The sequence below is a fragment of the Rhizobium sp. AAP43 genome, assembly GCF_001296045.1.
Classification (GTDB): domain Bacteria; phylum Pseudomonadota; class Alphaproteobacteria; order Rhizobiales; family Rhizobiaceae; genus Allorhizobium.
This window is the reverse complement of record NZ_LJHS01000022.1, coordinates 1-16,815: the sequence shown is the minus strand read 5'-3', so window position 1 is coordinate 16,815 and position 16,815 is coordinate 1. Positions and strand designations below refer to the sequence as shown.

17 protein-coding genes are annotated in these 16,815 nt (G+C 60.8%); 8 read left to right on the top strand and 9 right to left on the bottom strand.

The genetic code is table 11. The features are described 5' to 3' along the window. Nucleotides 1-113 precede the first annotated feature (113 nt). Together IP76_RS13740 and IP76_RS13735 are read left to right on the top strand one after the other, a co-directional pair. The gene (locus IP76_RS13740; RefSeq protein WP_054158803.1) at nt 114-311 is read left to right on the top strand and encodes a DUF3008 family protein; all 198 of its coding nucleotides are present in this window, start codon (nt 114-116) and stop codon (nt 309-311) included. After that, nucleotides 308-1,096: an SDR family NAD(P)-dependent oxidoreductase gene (locus IP76_RS13735; RefSeq protein ID WP_054158802.1), complete on the top strand. Its 789-nt coding sequence runs from the start codon at nt 308-310 to the stop codon at nt 1,094-1,096. Before IP76_RS13740 ends, IP76_RS13735 begins: the two co-directional genes overlap by 4 nt. A gap of 6 nt (nt 1,097-1,102) precedes the next feature. On the opposite strand, the gene IP76_RS13730 is transcribed toward IP76_RS13735, so the two are convergent. Next, nucleotides 1,103-1,576: an MgtC/SapB family protein gene (locus IP76_RS13730; RefSeq protein WP_245281464.1), complete on the bottom strand. Its 474-nt coding sequence runs from the start codon at nt 1,574-1,576 to the stop codon at nt 1,103-1,105. 32 nt (nt 1,577-1,608) lie between these two features. Next, nucleotides 1,609-1,965 (bottom strand): hypothetical protein, encoded by a 357-nt coding sequence (locus IP76_RS13725; protein ID WP_054158800.1) that lies wholly within the window; start codon nt 1,963-1,965, stop codon nt 1,609-1,611. Between the two features lie 221 nt (nt 1,966-2,186). On the opposite strand from IP76_RS13725, the gene IP76_RS13720 reads away from it, so the two are divergent. Next, entirely contained in the window at nt 2,187-2,579 is a 393-nt protein-coding gene (locus IP76_RS13720; protein ID WP_054158799.1) for a response regulator, read from the top strand. A 3-nt stretch (nt 2,580-2,582) separates the two neighbouring features. Here the strand turns inward: IP76_RS13720 and IP76_RS13715 are convergent, their stop codons facing one another. Next, the gene (locus IP76_RS13715) at nt 2,583-3,203 is read right to left on the bottom strand and encodes a riboflavin synthase (protein WP_054158798.1); all 621 of its coding nucleotides are present in this window, start codon (nt 3,201-3,203) and stop codon (nt 2,583-2,585) included. Nucleotides 3,204-3,421: 218 nt separating this feature from the next. Here IP76_RS13715 and IP76_RS13710 point away from each other — a divergent pair, with 218 nt between their 5' ends. The 4 genes from IP76_RS13710 (at nt 3,422) to IP76_RS13695 (ending at nt 7,091) form a co-directional block, all read left to right on the top strand. Beyond that, entirely contained in the window at nt 3,422-4,366 is a 945-nt protein-coding gene (locus tag IP76_RS13710) for a 1-phosphofructokinase family hexose kinase (protein WP_054158797.1), read from the top strand. Between the two features lie 127 nt (nt 4,367-4,493). Further along, nucleotides 4,494-5,660 (top strand): tonB-system energizer ExbB, encoded by a 1,167-nt coding sequence (gene exbB / locus IP76_RS13705; protein ID WP_054158796.1) that lies wholly within the window; start codon nt 4,494-4,496, stop codon nt 5,658-5,660. Nucleotides 5,661-5,664: 4 nt separating this feature from the next. Further along, entirely contained in the window at nt 5,665-6,138 is a 474-nt protein-coding gene (gene exbD / locus IP76_RS13700) for a TonB system transport protein ExbD (RefSeq protein WP_054158795.1), read from the top strand. Beyond that, a complete protein-coding gene (locus tag IP76_RS13695) occupies nt 6,135-7,091 on the top strand; it encodes an energy transducer TonB (protein ID WP_054158794.1) in 957 nt (318 codons plus the stop codon). Before exbD ends, IP76_RS13695 begins: the two co-directional genes overlap by 4 nt. On the opposite strand, the gene IP76_RS13690 is transcribed toward IP76_RS13695, so the two are convergent. The 3 genes from IP76_RS13690 to IP76_RS13680 all read right to left on the bottom strand — a co-directional run bounded on the left by IP76_RS13690 (nt 7,078) and on the right by IP76_RS13680 (nt 11,620). After that, nucleotides 7,078-8,631, bottom strand: a complete 1,554-nt coding sequence (locus IP76_RS13690) for a bifunctional aminoglycoside phosphotransferase/ATP-binding protein (RefSeq protein ID WP_054158793.1) — start codon at nt 8,629-8,631, stop codon at nt 7,078-7,080. The genes IP76_RS13695 and IP76_RS13690 overlap by 14 nt on opposite strands. A gap of 125 nt (nt 8,632-8,756) precedes the next feature. Further along, entirely contained in the window at nt 8,757-10,298 is a 1,542-nt protein-coding gene (locus tag IP76_RS13685; protein ID WP_054158792.1) for an aldehyde dehydrogenase family protein, read from the bottom strand. Between the two features lie 38 nt (nt 10,299-10,336). Further along, nucleotides 10,337-11,620 (bottom strand): FAD-binding oxidoreductase, encoded by a 1,284-nt coding sequence (locus IP76_RS13680; RefSeq protein ID WP_054158791.1) that lies wholly within the window; start codon nt 11,618-11,620, stop codon nt 10,337-10,339. A 167-nt stretch (nt 11,621-11,787) separates the two neighbouring features. On the opposite strand from IP76_RS13680, the gene IP76_RS13675 reads away from it, so the two are divergent. Further along, on the top strand, nt 11,788-12,690 hold the full coding sequence (locus tag IP76_RS13675; RefSeq protein ID WP_197278345.1) for a LysR family transcriptional regulator: 903 nt from the start codon (nt 11,788-11,790) through the stop codon (nt 12,688-12,690). A 2-nt stretch (nt 12,691-12,692) separates the two neighbouring features. On the opposite strand, the gene IP76_RS13670 is transcribed toward IP76_RS13675, so the two are convergent. The 3 genes from IP76_RS13670 to IP76_RS13660 form a co-directional block, all read right to left on the bottom strand. Further along, on the bottom strand, nt 12,693-13,106 hold the full coding sequence (locus IP76_RS13670; protein ID WP_054158790.1) for a DUF3307 domain-containing protein: 414 nt from the start codon (nt 13,104-13,106) through the stop codon (nt 12,693-12,695). 173 nt (nt 13,107-13,279) lie between these two features. Continuing rightward, nucleotides 13,280-16,207 carry an aminotransferase gene (locus IP76_RS13665; protein WP_054158789.1) on the bottom strand — a complete coding sequence of 976 codons (2,928 nt, stop codon included), beginning with the start codon at nt 16,205-16,207 and terminating at the stop codon, nt 13,280-13,282. 98 nt (nt 16,208-16,305) lie between these two features. Beyond that, the coding region (locus IP76_RS13660) for a formyltetrahydrofolate deformylase (protein WP_156318574.1) at nt 16,306-16,815 on the bottom strand (510 nt) is incomplete at its 5' end.

Here is a 16,815-nt window from a genome sequence, read left to right as displayed (position 1 = left end):
TGGAGTTGCGCTGTGTAATCCATGGTTGCCTGCTTTGTTCCATATCGGCGCCCGGAACTTTCCTGGGCATGCCCGGTTTTCGTCTGATCATCAGACCAGACAGGAGGGCTGTCATGCCGGCAAAGGCGAAGTCAAAGGCGCAACAAAAGGCGGCGGGGGCGGCTCTGTCCGCCAAGCGCGGCGAGGTTCCGAAAGGAAAGCTCAAAGGAGCGTCGCGGAGCATGGAGAAAACCATGAGCGAGGCAGAGCTGGAGGCGCTTGCTTCGACCAAGCGCAAGGGCAAGCCTGAGCATGTTGGAGACAGGGCATGACGCGATCCGACTTTGACGGTCGAAAGGCCTTGGTTACCGGGGCAGGCTCCGGGATCGGCAAGGGTGCCGCTCTCCGCTTGGCAGCGGAGGGAGCCTTTGTCGGCTTGCTTGGGCGGACGGAAAGCGAACTTCAGGAGACATTGGAAGAGATCCGGGCCCTGGGTGGTGACGGCATGGTTCTGATTGCCGATGTCAGCCGCGCAGACGAAATGCAGGCTGCTTTCGAAGGCTTCGTCGCGCAGACAGGTGGCCTTGATATCCTTGTTGCCAATGCGGGGATCAATGGAACATGGGCTCCGATCGATGAATTGATGCCGGACGAATTCGATCAGACCGTCGCGATCAATTTACGTGGCACTTATCTGACCCTGCATTTCGGCGTTGGGCAGATGAAAGAGAACGGAGGCGCTATCGTCGTCGTCTCCTCGATCAATGGGACCCGGACATTCACGACGCCGGGAGCATCTGCCTATTCGGCCACGAAAGCAGCGCAGCTTGCCATGGTGCAGCAACTGGCTGTGGAGCTTGCCAAGCATCGGATCCGGATCAATGCAGTGTGCCCGGGTGCGATCCAAACGAAGATCGAAGACAATACGGCGGTGCGAAACCGTGCCGGCGCCGAAGAGCCGGTGGAGTTCCCGCATGGCGATATCCCTCTGACAGACGGCGAGCCGGGTTCCGTCGAAGCGGTCGCCGAGGCTATCGCGTTTCTGGCTTCCGATGCAGCGAGCCATGTGACTGGCAGCCCACTGTGGATCGACGGAGGACAGAGCTTATTGCGGTGAGGGCTTTCAGCCCTCATCATTCCCCGAGAGCTTGCCTTCCAGTCCCCGTAGGATCCAGAGAACCGTCAACGCGAATCCGGTCGCGATAAGCGCGATTGTCCAAAATCCGAGGCCGCAGGCAAGGCCAATGGATCCGGCAAACCAAAGGCCCGCTCCAGTTGTCAGGCCGCGGACCTGTCCTTTCGTGAAGACGATCATGCCGGCCGCCAGGAAGGCAACGCCAGCAGTGACCGCTTCGATCAGGCGAATGGGGTCGAGGCGTACTTCGCTGCGGGTGAAGGCTTCGTGATGGGCGATCTCGATGGTGAGAATGGCGACGATCGCAGCCGACAGACACACGAGGATATGCGTCCGCAGCCCTGCCGCGTGGCTACGCCACTCTCGTTCGAAACCGATTGCGCTGCCGCAAGCCATGGCAAGCAGAAGCCGCAACACGATGGATGTCAGCGCCAGATGGGTTCCGGCGCTGAAGTGGGACATTTCCTCGCTCATTTTCCTCCCGATCGTCCTAGTTAGTGGCGCTGATCAGAGCCAGGCGTCGAGGTGTAGGTTGCAGAGACCGGGTCGCTGGCCGGGAAGGTGTCTTCGAGGCCTTCCTGCAGATCGCTTTTCCTGCTGTCCTGATCCGCTTGCTCCTGACGCAGGCTGTCGACGGCATCGCTAGACTCCGTATTGGTCGGATCTGCCGAGGTACCAAAGCTCGCGGCCTGGAGGAGCATCACCTGCGCTTTCGCCACGGCGTCCTCACTGGCAAGCCGATCTTCGCCCTGCGCCATGGTGACGGCGATGCGTTCACCGCCATCCCCGCGAAATTCCACGATGGTTGCTGTGCCCGACGTCTCGGTCACTTCTGTCCCGATGATTTGCATGGTGGCCTCCTTGGCTGTTGGTGTGCACGAAACGCTACGGATGGCGGGTTGTTCCATCGTGTGCATTGTGCGGGAGAGGCATTCCGGGGCATGCGGGTCGCATGGGGCGCAATGTTCCATCTCTCATACGGTTAACGCACTGTTTACCATGATATTTTGTATTTTAGGCAAAGTCGAACTAAGTCCGCTCTCGGGCGTTGAGCAGCCAAAGGAGATTTGTCATGCGGACTGAGAAAGCACTTGCGATCGACACGATCCTCATCGTTGAGGACGATCTTTTCATCTCGATGGATGCAGCCGATGCCGCTGAACGAGCCGGCGTGAATGTCATTACCGCAGAGAGCGTCGAGGAAGCGCTGATTATCCTCGACACCGAACATGTCTCGGCTGCCATTCTTGATTTTCAGGTGCGGGACGGCATGATCACGCCTGTTGTTCAGAAACTTCGTGTCCGTGGAATTCCCTTCCGCGTCGTTTCGGGGTCCACGTTCCAGGAGATCGCCGACAACGGCATTCCGCGCGAATTGTGCACGGCGAAACCCGCCGATTACAGCAAGGTCGTCAACGCTCTATCGCCCGGTCAGAATGGCTTTGGCAGTGCAAGGCATCACTAAGGGTCAGCTGCGTTTCGCCATCAGGCGCTCGAGTGTGCGTTCAACCACGTCGACCATCACCATGGTCTGGTGATCGACCTCAATGTTGATTGCGTCGCCGACCGCATAGTCGGCAAACGTCGTCTGGCGCAAAGTTTCCGGAATGAGGTTGATGGTGAACTCGTCCCCTTCCGCTTCTGCCACGGTGAGGCTCGCACCGTTCACGGCCAGATATCCACGCTTGAACACGTATTTCGACCATTCTTCCGGCATCTTGAACCGGATGAAGGCGCCCGGCATTTCGAACTTGGCTGCAACGATCTCTGCCGTCGTTGCGATGTGGCCCGCAATGTTATGGCCGCCGTTTTCATCCGTCGGCTTGGCCGAGCGCTCGATGTTGACAGTGCTGCCGCCCTTGAGACGTCCCAGGTTTGTGCGATCAAGCGTGGCGTCCATGGCGTCAAAGGTGACCGTCGAGCCAGCCATCGATGTCACGGACAGGCAGACACCCTCGACCGAAACGCTGGCACCGAGCTTCAGATCATCGAGCAGGGTTTCCGGCAGATCGATAGCAAAGGTGGTGTAGCCGTCATGGCGGGCAACTTCGGTGACGGGCGCGACGGTCTGGACGATGCCGGTATACATGTTGGTCTTTCCTCGAACTGTTCAGCGAAAAATAGTGTCTCTTTGTCGAAACACAATGCCGTTAGACCATCTCTGGCATAGGTTGGTTTCAGGGACAGGTGGGCATCTTTCAGGGTCGGATCAGCCACGCCCTTTCGGTTCCGAGCCTGTTTGATACGCTTGTTCCACTGGCTTTAGCTCTCAATACGTTTGTCGCTGTCTAGCAGAATGGTCGTTTGATGAAGAAAATTCTCACCATCGCTCTCAATCCCGCCATCGATATTTCCAGTGAAGCCGAGGTGGTGCGTCATACGCACAAGACCCGGACCCATAACCAGCAACAGTTTCCCGGGGGAGGTGGCGTCAATGTCGCGCGCGTGCTGGCGGAGCTTGGGGCTGAGTGCGAGTTGATGTTCATGTCCGGTGGTGCCACCGGCGAGTTGCTTCAGGCCATGCTGCGGCCCTTGCCGATTGTCGAGCGTCCCTTTCCAATCCATGATCCGGTCCGCGTTGCCTATGCGGTTCGCGAGAGCTCGACCGGGCTCGAATATCGCTTCGTACCCGAGGGACCGCTCGTTACAGATGTGGAACTGGAGCCGCTGATGGAGGCCGTGCGGAGGAGCGATGCGGATTATGTCGTGGCCAGCGGCAGCCTGCCACGCGGGGTATCCAGCGATACCTATGTCCGGCTCGCTGCATTCGCGGAAGCGAGAGGCGCGAAGTTTATTCTCGACACGTCTGGCGACGCGCTCACGGAAGTTCTGACCAAGGCGAGGGTGTTTCTAGTCAAGCCCAGTCTTGGCGAATTTGAGAGTTTTGTTGGCCGCAAACTGGGGCATGATGTGGTTGGTCCTGTTGCTCAGGATTATGTGCGGCAGGGAATTGCCGAGCATATCGCGGTCACGCTTGGTGCCGATGGTGCAATCCTCGTTTCGGCTGATCGCATTGTCCGGCTTGCGGCGATCGACGTGCCGGTTAATTCGGCAACCGGTGCTGGAGACAGTTTCGTTGCCGGCATGGTCTGGTCACTTGCCGAAGGACATAGCGTGGCAGACGCCTTCCGTTTCGGACAGGCTGCTGGCGCTGCAACTGTGATGACTGCGGGCACGGAGCTTTGCCGACGGGCGGACGTGTTGCGTCTCTACGAGAGCTCCAAAGTGGCGTCCGAAGGGGCGCGCGGTTGAAAGCTTCGTGAAAATGTCTGGTTAGATTCGGATATTACTTGTCACTCTGGGTCAAGTTTATTAAGGGAGATGCAAGGCCAGCAAGGCTGGCGGTTTACTCTCAGCACGAATTTATAAGGAGCTCCCAATGTCGCTCATCCATTCGGGACCTTCATCGAAACGCATCGGTTTTACGCTTATTGCGGTTCTGCTTGCAGCATCTGTACAGGCGCAAGACGCGTCCAGCACGCCGGCTGCGCCACAGCCCGTTGTGCCTCAGGCCAGCACTTTCCCCGCTGACGCACCGACGCCGTCTGCCGCGACGCAGGCAGCACCTGCGGTGACCCAGCCGTCTCCGGTTCTGTCGCCTGCAACGGTAGAGGCTGCTCCGCTAGCGGCCGCACCTCAGGCGTCTGCGAACACGACCAGCACACCTGCTCCGTCTTCTTCGGTCGCGCCTGCGGGCACTGTTCCTGCTGAGGTTCAGGTCGCGCCGGCCGAGCCCTTGTCGCCGACATCGAACCTGGAATCGGCAGCACCCGCGACACCGGCGCCGCCTATCACCGCACCCGCAACGGATGCCGCAGACACCATCCCGCATGACCTGTCGCCTGAAGGCATGTTCATGGCCGCCGACTGGATCGTGAAGTCGGTCATGCTCTCGCTCGCTTTCGCCTCCCTCGTGACCTGGACCGTCTGGGTCGCCAAATCGCTGCAGCTTTTCGGCGCACGGGCTCGCGCCAATCGCGGACTGAAGGCGATCCTCAAGGCGCGCCATTTGAAGGATGCGCTGTCTGTGCTGGAGAACCGGCCGGGCGTGGTTGGCTCCATGGTCCGTGCCGCACAGCATGAAATGCTGTCTTCCGATGCCGCGATCGATCGCGTCGGTGGTGACGGTGTCAAGGAGCGCGTCGCCTCGGCACTTGGCAGGATCGAGGCTCGTGCCGGCCGCCAGATGTCCAAGGGCACCGGAGTCCTGGCCAGCATTGGCTCCACTGCGCCCTTCGTTGGCCTGTTCGGCACGGTCTGGGGCATCATGAATTCGTTCATCGGCATTGCCGAAACGCAGACGACCAACCTTGCTGTCGTTGCGCCCGGTATTGCGGAAGCGCTGCTGGCGACGGCAATTGGTCTCGTCGCGGCCATTCCGGCCGTCATCATCTACAACGTTTTTGCGCGGTCTGTGACCGGCTACCGGCAGCTACTCGCCGATGCCGGTGCGGGGATCGAACGGCTGGTGAGCCGCGATCTGGACTATCGCAAGAGCGCCTTGCTCGCCACGGGCGGCAAGGATGTCAGACAAGCGGCGGAGTGAGACCATGGCCGGCGGCATTCGCGAAAACGGTTCTGGCGACGATCTATCCGAGAACCACGAAATCAATGTGACGCCATTCATCGACGTCATGCTGGTGCTCTTGATCATCTTCATGGTGGCAGCGCCGTTGTCGACTGTGGATGTCAATATCGATCTGCCCGCCTCGACCGCGCAGCCGGCCAAGCGTCCGGATGAGCCGGTTTATGTTTCGCTCAAGGGCGATATGAGCCTTGCACTTGGCAATGACACCGTCGCGCGCGAGGAGCTTGGTGCGTCGCTGGATCGCTTGACCCAGGCCAACAAGGAGACCCGGATCTTCCTGCGCGCCGACAAGGCGGTCGACTATGGCAGCTTCATGGAGATCATGAACCTGCTGCGCGATGCCGGCTATCTCAAGATCGCCCTTGTGGGCCTGGAACAACTTCCCATGCCGCAGAGTGCGGCGGAGCCTGCTTCTGCCACGGAGCCCACCCCATGACCATGCTCGACGAGCGCCGCTCGACAGGCCGTGTGATCGGTGAGTGGGCCTTGTGGACTTCGGCCTTCGTGATCATCGGTGCCCTTCATGCCGGTGCTGTGGCGCTGCTGTTGCAGGAACCTGACGTCGCCATCGCCGATGGTGGACCGCCGCCGGCGATCATGATCGAACTCGCGCCTGAGCCTGAGGCCGTCAATACCGAGGAAACGGAGTTGACGACCGAGGAGGTCGATGCTGAGGAGGTCAAGACCGCAACCGCCGAGCCGATCATCGAGCCGGTTGTCGAACCTCCGCCGGAACCCATGCCGGAACCGCTGCCACCAGAGCCGTTACCCGAACCGGAACCCGAAGTCGTCCAGCCGGTTGTGGAACCCGTCGTCGAGCCGTTGCCGATCGAGCCTGAGCCGCTTCCCGAGCCGGTCGAGACCATGGATCCGATCGAGGAACTGGTGATGGCGCAGCTCGAAAATGTCGAGGTGCCCGTGCCGATGATGCGGCCGAAGCCGGCGCCGGAAAAGAAGCCCGATCCGGTAAAAAAGCAGGTGGTGAAGAAGCAGAAGCCGCAGGCGCAGGTGCAAGCTTCGCAGGCGGCTCGCAAGGCCGAAGCCCAGGTCGCGCAGTCCAACCGGAATGCCGCTGCTGCGACCAGCAACAGCACAGGCCGAAGCAGCGTATCGCCGGCAAAATGGCAGTCGCGGCTGGCATCGCATCTGGAGCGGCGGAAGAAGTACCCGCCAGAGGCGCGTCGTAACCGCGAAGAGGGCACTGTCTATGTTCGTTTCAAGATCGACGATTCCGGCAATGTCTTGACGGTATCCCTGTCGCGCTCGTCGGGATCGACGGCCCTCGACAATGCGGTTCTCGATATGGTGCGTCGGGCATCGCCGGTTCCGGCACCCCCTGCAGGTGTCAATAAGACCATCACCACGCCGGTTCGCTTCAATATCCGTTGAGGCGGATCGAGGCGGGCACCATAGTGAGGACCCGGGCGAGCAATTCGGCCGGTGTCGCATCGTTGCGCACATGGGTCCAGTCGAGGGGCCCCAGATCCCGCCGCATCTGCATGTCGAGGATCTCGACGGTTGCATCCGAATCCGCTTTTGGACGGGCTGCGAGGCGGTTCCGGAGGACCTGCGTATCGACATCCAGCCACAGACCCACAAATGGAACGGCGTTGCGCTTCGCCACGTCTTCGATGGCGTGCCTGTCGCTTTCCCGATCGAACACCGCATTGACCACAGCGCAAGCGCCGGTACTCACGATGGCGTCCGCCTTGTTACAGAGGCTTTGATAGACGCGGGCGGACATATCAGGGTGATAGGCCTCCGGCGGCATGTCGATACCGCGTGGGATCGCGAGGAGGGATCGACGGATCCTGTCGCTTTCGAGCAGTCTGGCGCCCGGAGCCTGGCCGATCCGCGGAGCCATGGTTTCGGCAAGCGTTGACTTGCCCGACCCACTCAAGCCGCCGATTGCAATAAGAATCGATGTCTGGGGCCGCAATAGGCGTTCTGCGAGATCGACATAGGCTTCTGCCTCCGTCAGCAATGCTACCGTCTGGTCGTTCGCCTGTGAAATCCGGGTGGCCGAGACATGTGCGCGGATGGCGGCACGCACGGCCATGAACAGCGGCAGGGCGGCAAATCCGCTCTCGTCATTCATGCGGTCCAGGTAACGGTTGACGACGATGTTGGCAAAATCCGGGAGATCGCGGTGCCAGAGATCCATCAGCAGAAAAGCGAGATCATACAAAACATCGGAGACTGCGAGCTTTTCGTTGAAATCGATACAGTCGAACATGCGGGGACCGTGGGGGCCGAGGAACAGGTTCCTCAGATGAAGGTCGCCGTGGCAGAGCCGGACGGCGTCTTCCATTTCGCGACGGTCGAGGCGATCACTCTCGGCGCTCCAGGCGGCGCGGAAAGCTGCGTTCAGTGACGCGATACGTCTCGCTGGAAAGATGGTAGCCGATGCGAAGGCCGCTTCATTGATGTCGAGCACCGCGCCGAGATTGGCGCTGCCGCTTCCCTCGTGGCGGATTTCGGCGGAGCGGTGAAAGTCGGCAATCCGTTCGGCCGTCTCTTCCATGAGCGGCTTGCTCAACTGCCCCTGCTCGGCGAGCCTGTCAAACAGCTTGGCTTGCGAAAAGCGAGACATCTCGACGACATAGTCGATGACATCGGCATCCGCGTTATCGGCAGCGAAGGCCAGCGTCCCGTCCTTGCTCCGGATCACGGAGCGCACGCCAAGATAGATTTCCGGCGCGGTCCGGCCGTTTAACTCGACCTCAGCGCGGCAATATTTCAGGCGCAGGGCAAGGGTCGAAAAATCGGCGTAGGGCAGCTTTACCGCACGCTTGAGCTTGTAGGCGCGATCCCCGGCGAGCGCGATGATCGAGATATGAGTCTCGATAACCTGGACGTCCTCTGCATCCGTATAAGAGGCAGGGTCCGATAGGAAGGCAATCGTGGCGGACTGGTCGTCGAACTGCATGTCGCTTTCCGCAAATTGGACTGGTCAGGCCAGTGTCGCGGAAACGGGCGTCGATGAACAGTCGATCCGTGCCCGACCTTTGTCGAAGAAAAAAGGGCCGGTGGAAAACACCGGCCCTTGGCAGTTTATTCGATGTCGAACTTCACGCCCTGCGCCAGTGGCAGGGTGCGGCCGTAGTTCACTGTATTGGTCTGGCGGCGCATATAGGCCTTCCAGCTGTCGGAACCCGATTCACGGCCACCACCAGTTTCCTTTTCGCCGCCGAAGGCCCCACCGATTTCAGCACCCGAGGGGCCGATATTGACATTGGCGATGCCGCAGTCGGAACCGCGATCGGATACGAAGGCTTCGGCCTCGCGGATGTCATTGGTGAAAATCGACGAGGACAGCCCCTGCGGGACGTCGTTATTCATGGCAAGTGCGGCATCGAAGTCGCTGTATTTGATGACGTAGAGGATCGGCGCGAAGGTCTCGTCAACGACCGGGCCGGACTGCGCGGGCATCTCCACGAGTGCTGGACGCACGTAAAATGCCTCAGCTGCATCGCTGGCATGGACGCGGTCGCCGCCATGGACGGTGCCGCCCATAGACTTGGCCGCAGTCAGGGCCGATTGCATGCGCTCATAAGAGCCTTTGTCGATCAGGGGACCAATGAGAGTGCCGTTTTGCAGCGGATTGCCGATGGTGACCGAGGCGTAAGCCTTGATCAGGCGCGGCACCAGCGTATCGTAGACGCTTTCGTGCACGAAGAGGCGGCGCAAGGTCGTGCAGCGCTGGCCGGCCGTGCCCATGGCGGAGAAGGCAACACCGCGAAGGGTGAGGTCAAGGTCGGCCGACGGGCAGACGATGGCGGCGTTGTTGCCGCCGAGTTCGAGAATCGAACGGCCGAAGCGGGCAGCGACACGCGGACCGACAGCGCGACCCATGGCCGTCGAGCCGGTTGCCGAAACCAGCGGCACCTTCGGGTGATCAACCATGATCTCGCCAATGTCGCGGCCGCCAATCAAGAGCGTAGAGAGGTTTGCCGGGGCTTTGCCGCCCGCCGCGTTGTAGCGCTTCAGCGCCTTCTCGAAGATGGCCTGGGTGGCGATCGCGGTCAGCGGGGTCTTTTCCGAAGGCTTCCAGACAGTTGGATTGCCGCAGACCATGGCAAGTGCTGCATTCCACGACCAAACGGCGACGGGGAAGTTGAAGGCCGAGATGATGCCGGTAACGCCAAGCGGGTGCCAGGTCTCCATCATCCGGTGTTCGGCGCGTTCGGTGGCGATGGTGAGACCGTAAAGCTGGCGCGACAGGCCGACAGCGAAGTCGCAGATGTCGATCATTTCCTGAACTTCCCCGAGCCCCTCGGAGGTGATCTTGCCGACTTCGATCGACACGAGACGGCCGAGTTCGGTTTTTGCGGCGCGCAGTTCCTCGCCGAGAAGGCGGATCAGTTCGCCGCGCTGCGGGGCAGGTACGAGGCGCCATTCGAGGAATGCCTGATGCGCTGCCTCAATTGCCTTTGTAGTGTCCCCGGCGGATATCTCCGTGACAGCTGCGATGGTTTCGCCATTGATGGGCGAACGGACCGACAGCGTGCCGCCTACAAGCGTCGTTGCATCGACGCCGAAGCTTGCCATCAGTTTTGCTGTTTCCGCCGAAAAATTGAGATTGGCGAGGGTCATGATGGTCCTTCCGTCAGGTGTTCCTGGTTTTGGTCTGTTTAAAACCGGGCGCCGGCCAGATGTGCCAGCTGGGCGCCCGTCTCGTACCATGCTTCCTTGAGCGTGCGGAAGGGCGGGGCTTCCGGTGCGGTCAACGGTAGCGGCAGCGCGTCCTCGGCAATCTGGCCCAGAATATGCGCGGCGAGCGTTTTGCCGAAGACAGTGCCGGGGGCAATGCCACGCCCGTTATAACCGGAGAAACCGATGACGCCGGGCGCGAACTTATGGAAGCGCGGCAGGTTGTTGGTGGTCATGCCGATCTTGCCGTACCATTCGCATTCGAATGGTATATCGCCGATCTGCGGGAAAACCGATTTCAGGGCGCGGCGCGCCCAGGCCCGATGAATGGGAAGGCCCGTGCCGCGCAGGGCGCCGACGCTGCCGAAGACCATGCGTCCGGCCTTGTCCATGCGGAAGGAGGTCAGCACTTCCTTCGTGTCCCAGCAGCCCTGCCGTTCGGCAAGGATCGACTTCTGCAAGTTGTCGCTCAAAGGTGCCGTGGCGAAATTGAAATAGGGAAGGTGGACCTGTTCCTCGCGGACGGTCTTGAACGGGCCTTCGCTGTATGCGTCCGTGGCAACGACGATCCACTGTGCCGTGACGCTGCCCTCTGGCGTCGTCACGCGCCAGCCGGCCGCCGTCTTCCCATAGGCGTCGACTGGGCTCGAAGTGTGCAGGGTGACGCCGGCTTTCGCCGCCGCATGGGCAAGGCCACGGACATAGGCGAGCGGTTGGAGCGTGCCGGCGCGACGATCGAGCAGGCTGCCCCCATAGGTGCGCGTCCCGATCTTGGCCTCGGTCTCCGCTGCATCGAGCAGGTCCACTGGTGCTCCGCGACGCTGCCACTGTTCGGCACGTGCCTCGATTTCCTTCTGGCCGGACGTGCCGACGGCGCAATGCAGTGTGCCGGCCCGTTCCAGTTCGCATTCAATGCCGTGGCGGTCGATGAGATCCTTAACGGTTTGCGGCCCGTTGCCGAGCAGATCCAGCAGGCGCTCGCCGTAAACCGGACCAAGTTCGCCGGGCAGGTCGTCGGGCATGACCCACATGCCGGCGTTGATCAGCCCGACATTGCGGCCCGCTCCGCCAAAGCCGATTTCCTTCGCTTCAAGCAGGATCACGCGTGTACCGGCTTCCGCGAGATGCAGGGCGGCGGACAGACCCGTATAGCCACCACCGACAATTACGACGTCTGTCGCATGGTCGCCCTGCAGAGCCGCTGTTACCGGAGCCGCGGGTGCTGTCTTTTCCCAAAGGCCGTGAGAGCGTGGATCATCGAGCATGGTGTGTTCCGCAGGTTAAAGGGCCATTGCGGAGCACATCCGCGACGGTGCGGTTCGATCTGCGGCATGTCCGCATGTCATTCCGCTTGGGTACAGTCTTGCGATTCCTAGAAGAGCATTCTACGCCATTCCAGCGATAAATTCTCAAGAGATCATTCCGTGAGGGTATGACCATGTTGCCCGCCCGCCGCTTCCTGCCCTCGCTTTCATTGCTGGCTGCCTTCGAGGCTGCGGCACGCACCGGCAGCATTACGGCGGCCGCGCGCGAACTTGATTTGACCCAGAGTGCGGTCAGCCGTCAGATCAAGGCGCTGGAGAGCCAGCTGGGTGTCGAACTCTTCCTTCGGGAGCGGCAGACCATCCGCCTGACTGTCGCCGGTGATGGCTATGCGCGGGAGATCCGGGAGGCGCTTCGGCGAATTTCGAGCGCATCGCTTAATCTGCGTGCCAATCCCCATGGTGGCACACTCAATCTTGCCATCCTGCCAACTTTCGGTGCGCGCTGGCTCGCACCGCGGCTGGGACATTTCCTTGCTCTCAATCCCGGTATCACCATCAATCTCGTGACCCGGATCGCGCCATTTGATTTCCGGCTGGATTCCATTGATGCGGCCATTCATTTCGGCGATGCCGTCTGGCCCGGTGCGGAGCTAATGTTCCTGATGCAGGAGGAGACGGTTCCGGCCTGCAGCCCAGCCTTCAAGGCAGCCCACCGAATCGCAGAACCTGGCGATCTCCTGTCGGTGCCACTCCTGCATCTGACCACACGCCCAGATGCGTGGGAGCGCTGGTTCACTCATGCCGAAGTGCCATTCGGCAGTGTCCATGGAATGTTGTTCGACCAGTTTGCGACCGTATCACAAGCGGCGATCGGAGGGCTCGGGGTCGCGCTGTTGCCGACTTTTCTGTTCAGGGACGAACTGGAGCGGGGAAATCTCGTGGCGGCAATAGATCAGCCAATGGCGAGCCAGCAGCGTTACTATCTGGCGTGTCCCAAGGAGCGGGCGTCATATCCGCCGCTGGTCGCTTTTCGTGACTGGATCCTCGGCGAAGTTACCAAAACCTCTTAAATTCAAAGGGCTGGTGTCATGACGCTTGAGGCAATCGCGACGGCGAAGGCCAGATGCGTGAGGTGATGCAGTGTCTGGTCGGATCCCAGCAGCCACCAGTATTTGCCCTGATTAGGCGACAGCTGCAGCCTCAATTGCATCAATGACTTGCTGCGGTCGATGGTGCCGTGGATAACAAAATCGACGAGGGCGAGCCAGAACAGGGCGGGGCTCAGTGTCAGGCAGATCGTCAGTGTGCAAGCCGCATGCACGCTCACATGCGCGACAAGCGGCGGAAGCCACCCCTTGGGCTTTTCCTTGCCCAGGGCCATCCAAGTGGTCTGAAGGAAATAGTCCGCGACCAGTTGTTTGAAAATGAAGAGCGCGGTTGCCAAAATCAGGGCGTTGGCGGAGATCGAACCCGAGGCAATGGGCATGCATATGTCCTTAAGGCTTTGATCCCCGACGCATGAAGGGGAGCAACTTTCTGCAAAGCGCAGTCTCAATACACCCAAACTTGATCTTTGCCATATCGCGCAAAGACGTTCTTTAAGTCATCGGTGGCGTGGGGTGACACATCTCACGCCACTTTCCAAGCTGCGAGAAGTGGTCACCATCCTTCAGTCAGTATTTTTTCGAGCATATCGACGAAGAAGTCCGCACTGTCACGCGACAGGCAGAGCGGCGGCTTGATTTTCAACACATTCAGGTGATCGCCAGTCGGCTGCATGACCACGCCAAGCTCCAGGAGCCGGTCACAGATGGAAGCCGTTTCCCGGGTTGCGGGTTCGAGTGTGTTGCGGTCGAGGACAAATTCGAGGCCGAGATAGAGACCCATGCCATGAACTGCGCCCACCAGGGGAAAACGCTCGCCGAGTGCTTCGAGCCGGGCTTTCAAATGATCGCCGACTGCGCGCGCATTGTCCTGCAAACCCTCTTCCTGCATGATGTCGAGGACCGTCATTCCAACGACACAACTGACCGGGCTACCGCCGGAAGAAGAGAAGAAGTATCCTTCCCTCTCCAGATTGTCAGCGATCTCGCGTCGCGTGATCACAGCGCCGAGGGGCTGGCCATTGCCCATGCCCTTGGCGACCGTGATAATGTCAGGCACGACGCCCTGCTGCTCGAAACCCCAGAAATGATGGCCAAGGCGACCATAGCCTACCTGCACTTCGTCCGCGATGCAGAGCCCGCCGCGTTCGCGCACCATGGCGTAGACCTGATAGAGGTAGCCTGACGGCAGCGGGATGCCGCCGGCATTGCCATAGACGCTTTCGGCAATGAAGCCCGCGAGCCCGGCGCCGCTCTCCTCGATGGTTGCGAGCTTCTCGGCCGCGGCCGCGACATAGGCGTCTGTGGTGTCGTCCCCGCGGAAGCGACCACGATAGGTGTTGGGTGAAAGGACAGGGTGGACCCAGTCAGGCCTCGTTTCCAGTGCGCGAGGATTGTCGGCGATCGAGGTGGAGACGGCGTCGCTGGCCACCGTCCAGCCGTGATAGGCCTCAAGCAGGCTGAGCATATGACGCGAGCCGGTATGAGCCCAAGCCAGACGAATGGCGAGGTCGACGGCTTCAGAACCGGAATTGACCAGGAATACGGTGTCGAGACCTTCGGGTGCGAGGGCTGCGAGGCGATCGGAAAATTCGGCGACGGCTGCATAGTGGAAGCGTGAATTGGTGTTCAAGAGCGCCCATTGGCGGCCAACGGCTTCTGCAAGCTTCGGATTGCCGTGACCGAGGATGGTGACGTTATTGACCATGTCGAGATAGGCGCGACCCTCGACGTCGAACAGATGCTCGCGCCAGCCGCGCTCGATTTGTGGCGGGTTTGCATAATAATTCTTCTGAGCACCAGCGAATGTTGCCTTACGGCGCGCAAGCAACGTTCCGCTTGCCGATGCGGGCGCATCGACATCAATGCCAAGGAGCTGGGACGGGGAGGGGCATATCCGCCGCCAAACCTCGCTTTGCCGCGGTTTGGCAAAGAGCGGTGGGACAAGGTCAGGGTCGCGGCAGAGCTGGATGCGCAGGCCGCCCACGCCCCCGGGTGCACCGCCGACATGGCCGATCGGATCGCCGGCTGCAATTTTCGCACCGTTTTCGAGGGTCGTTTCGATGCCGTCGAGATGCAGGGACAGGTCCGGTGAGGACAGAATCAGATGGTGACCGTCTCGCAGGACCGTCGCGTCGAACGGGGCGGCCGCTTGCGTGCCGCCCGGGAGGCAGACATCGACATGAAGGGCAAAGGTCGCTGGCGGCTGTGCGGATCTGGTCTTGGTGTAAGACAGTCGGCATTCGCCATATCGGGTGGACGCGACGCCGGTCTCGATCGCTGCGCGGGCGAGAAGCTTCCAGTCGATCTCAGGGTCGGCCCAGTTGTCGGCCACGAGTGCGGGGCTGAGCACGCTGAGATCGGTGAAGCGAAGCCGTTCCGGCGCGATCTCCGGCAGCAGGGCCGATGCTTGGCTCAGGTCCGGTTCTGGCAGTGCGTGGCCGGCTGCATCGAGGATCGCGGCCTCCATCAACGAGAAGGGGACGGACGTCGCCAGCTCGAAGATTTCGCGTTCGTGGCCGATATTGCCGAGCACGTAGTCATTGTCCGGATCGATCGAGAGCTGTTGTTCGCTGCTCGCCACGAGGATGCCGGCGCGGGCGACGACCAGCGGCCAAAGGGCCTTCAGTTCTGCCTCTTCAAGGGGGTAACGTGCATGGAAGGCGCGGATCGCAGGCAGGATGAAAAAGGGATCGCCGTCGGCGTGGTGCAGCAGGGAGGCACAGGTCACGGCCAGATCTGCGACCAGCCAGCCGTTCATCACGTCACCGAAGTCGATCACGCCATCCGGCATCAGTCGACCCTTGGCATCCGGTCTTGCAACGATGTTGTCATCGGTGATGTCATGGTGGATTGGCTGGACCCGCAAGGCGGCGGCGAGCGGCTGGATTCGTTTGACTGCGACGATCATCGCCTTTGCGATGCGGTCCCGCTGCTTCTGATCCTTCACCGATTTCAGGAGGTGAAGGGCGACCGGGCCTGCGCGGCGAAGATCCCACTGCAGCGTGCGATCAAGACCGTGATGACGGAATTCCTTCAAGCCAATCGCAATCTTCGCACCGACGTCGCCAAAAGCAGCGACGACTTCGGGTGACAGGTATTTCTGGCGGGTCAGGGGGTCGCCATCAAGGAAGGTCAGAACCCGCAGCCAGTAGTGCTCGCCGTCGATTTCGAAGCGCAAAACATATTCGCCGGTCAGCGCGGCGATCGGTTCGGGGACGCGAAGTCCGAGGTCCATGGAGAACAGATGATCCATGGCCTGGTTCTGCGCTTCCAGTTCGTGACGCGGATATTCGGCTCGCGTCACCTTGAGCACGAAGCGCTCGTTGCCCGCATCGATCAGGAAGTTGCGGTCCTGTTGGCTTCCCAGTTCCCGCAGGCTGCCGTTCAAGCCGAAATAGTCGCTGAGGATACCCTTGGCATCCTCAATCGTCACATTTGGTCGTGCCAGTTCCGTGCGCTGGAGAAGAGCCGAATCGGCCATGATCGTTCCCCCAAGAAAATCATGGATGAACCTTATCAGAGCCGAGAGGCGCGTCTATCCCAACGTAAGGCTGCAATCGCCCTATGCTGGGAGCATGCTCACCCCATGCGCTCGGAGGCGTAAGAGCCCGGGCTTGCGGGGAAGACCACCGTGCGGTTGCCGTTGATGAAGGTGCGATGGTGGATGTGGGCGTGGATTGCACGGGCCAGCACCTGGCTTTCAACATCGCGGCCGATCGAGACGTAGTCTTCCGCCGACTGGGCATGAGTGATGCGGGCGACGTCCTGCTCGATGATCGGACCTTCGTCAAGATCGGCGGTGACGTAGTGGGCGGTCGCACCGATCAGCTTCACGCCACGCTCGAAGGCCTGCTTGTAGGGGTTTGCACCCTTGAAGGACGGCAGGAAGGAGTGGTGGATGTTGATGATCTTGCCGGACATCTTCTGGCACATCTGATCCGACAGGATCTGCATGTAGCGGGCAAGCACGATGAGTTCGGTGCCGGTCTGCTCGACGAGATCCATGATCCGGGCTTCGGCTTCCGGCTTGTTAGCCTTGGTGACCGGGATGTGGTGGAAGGGAATGTCGTGGTTCACGACGACCTTCTG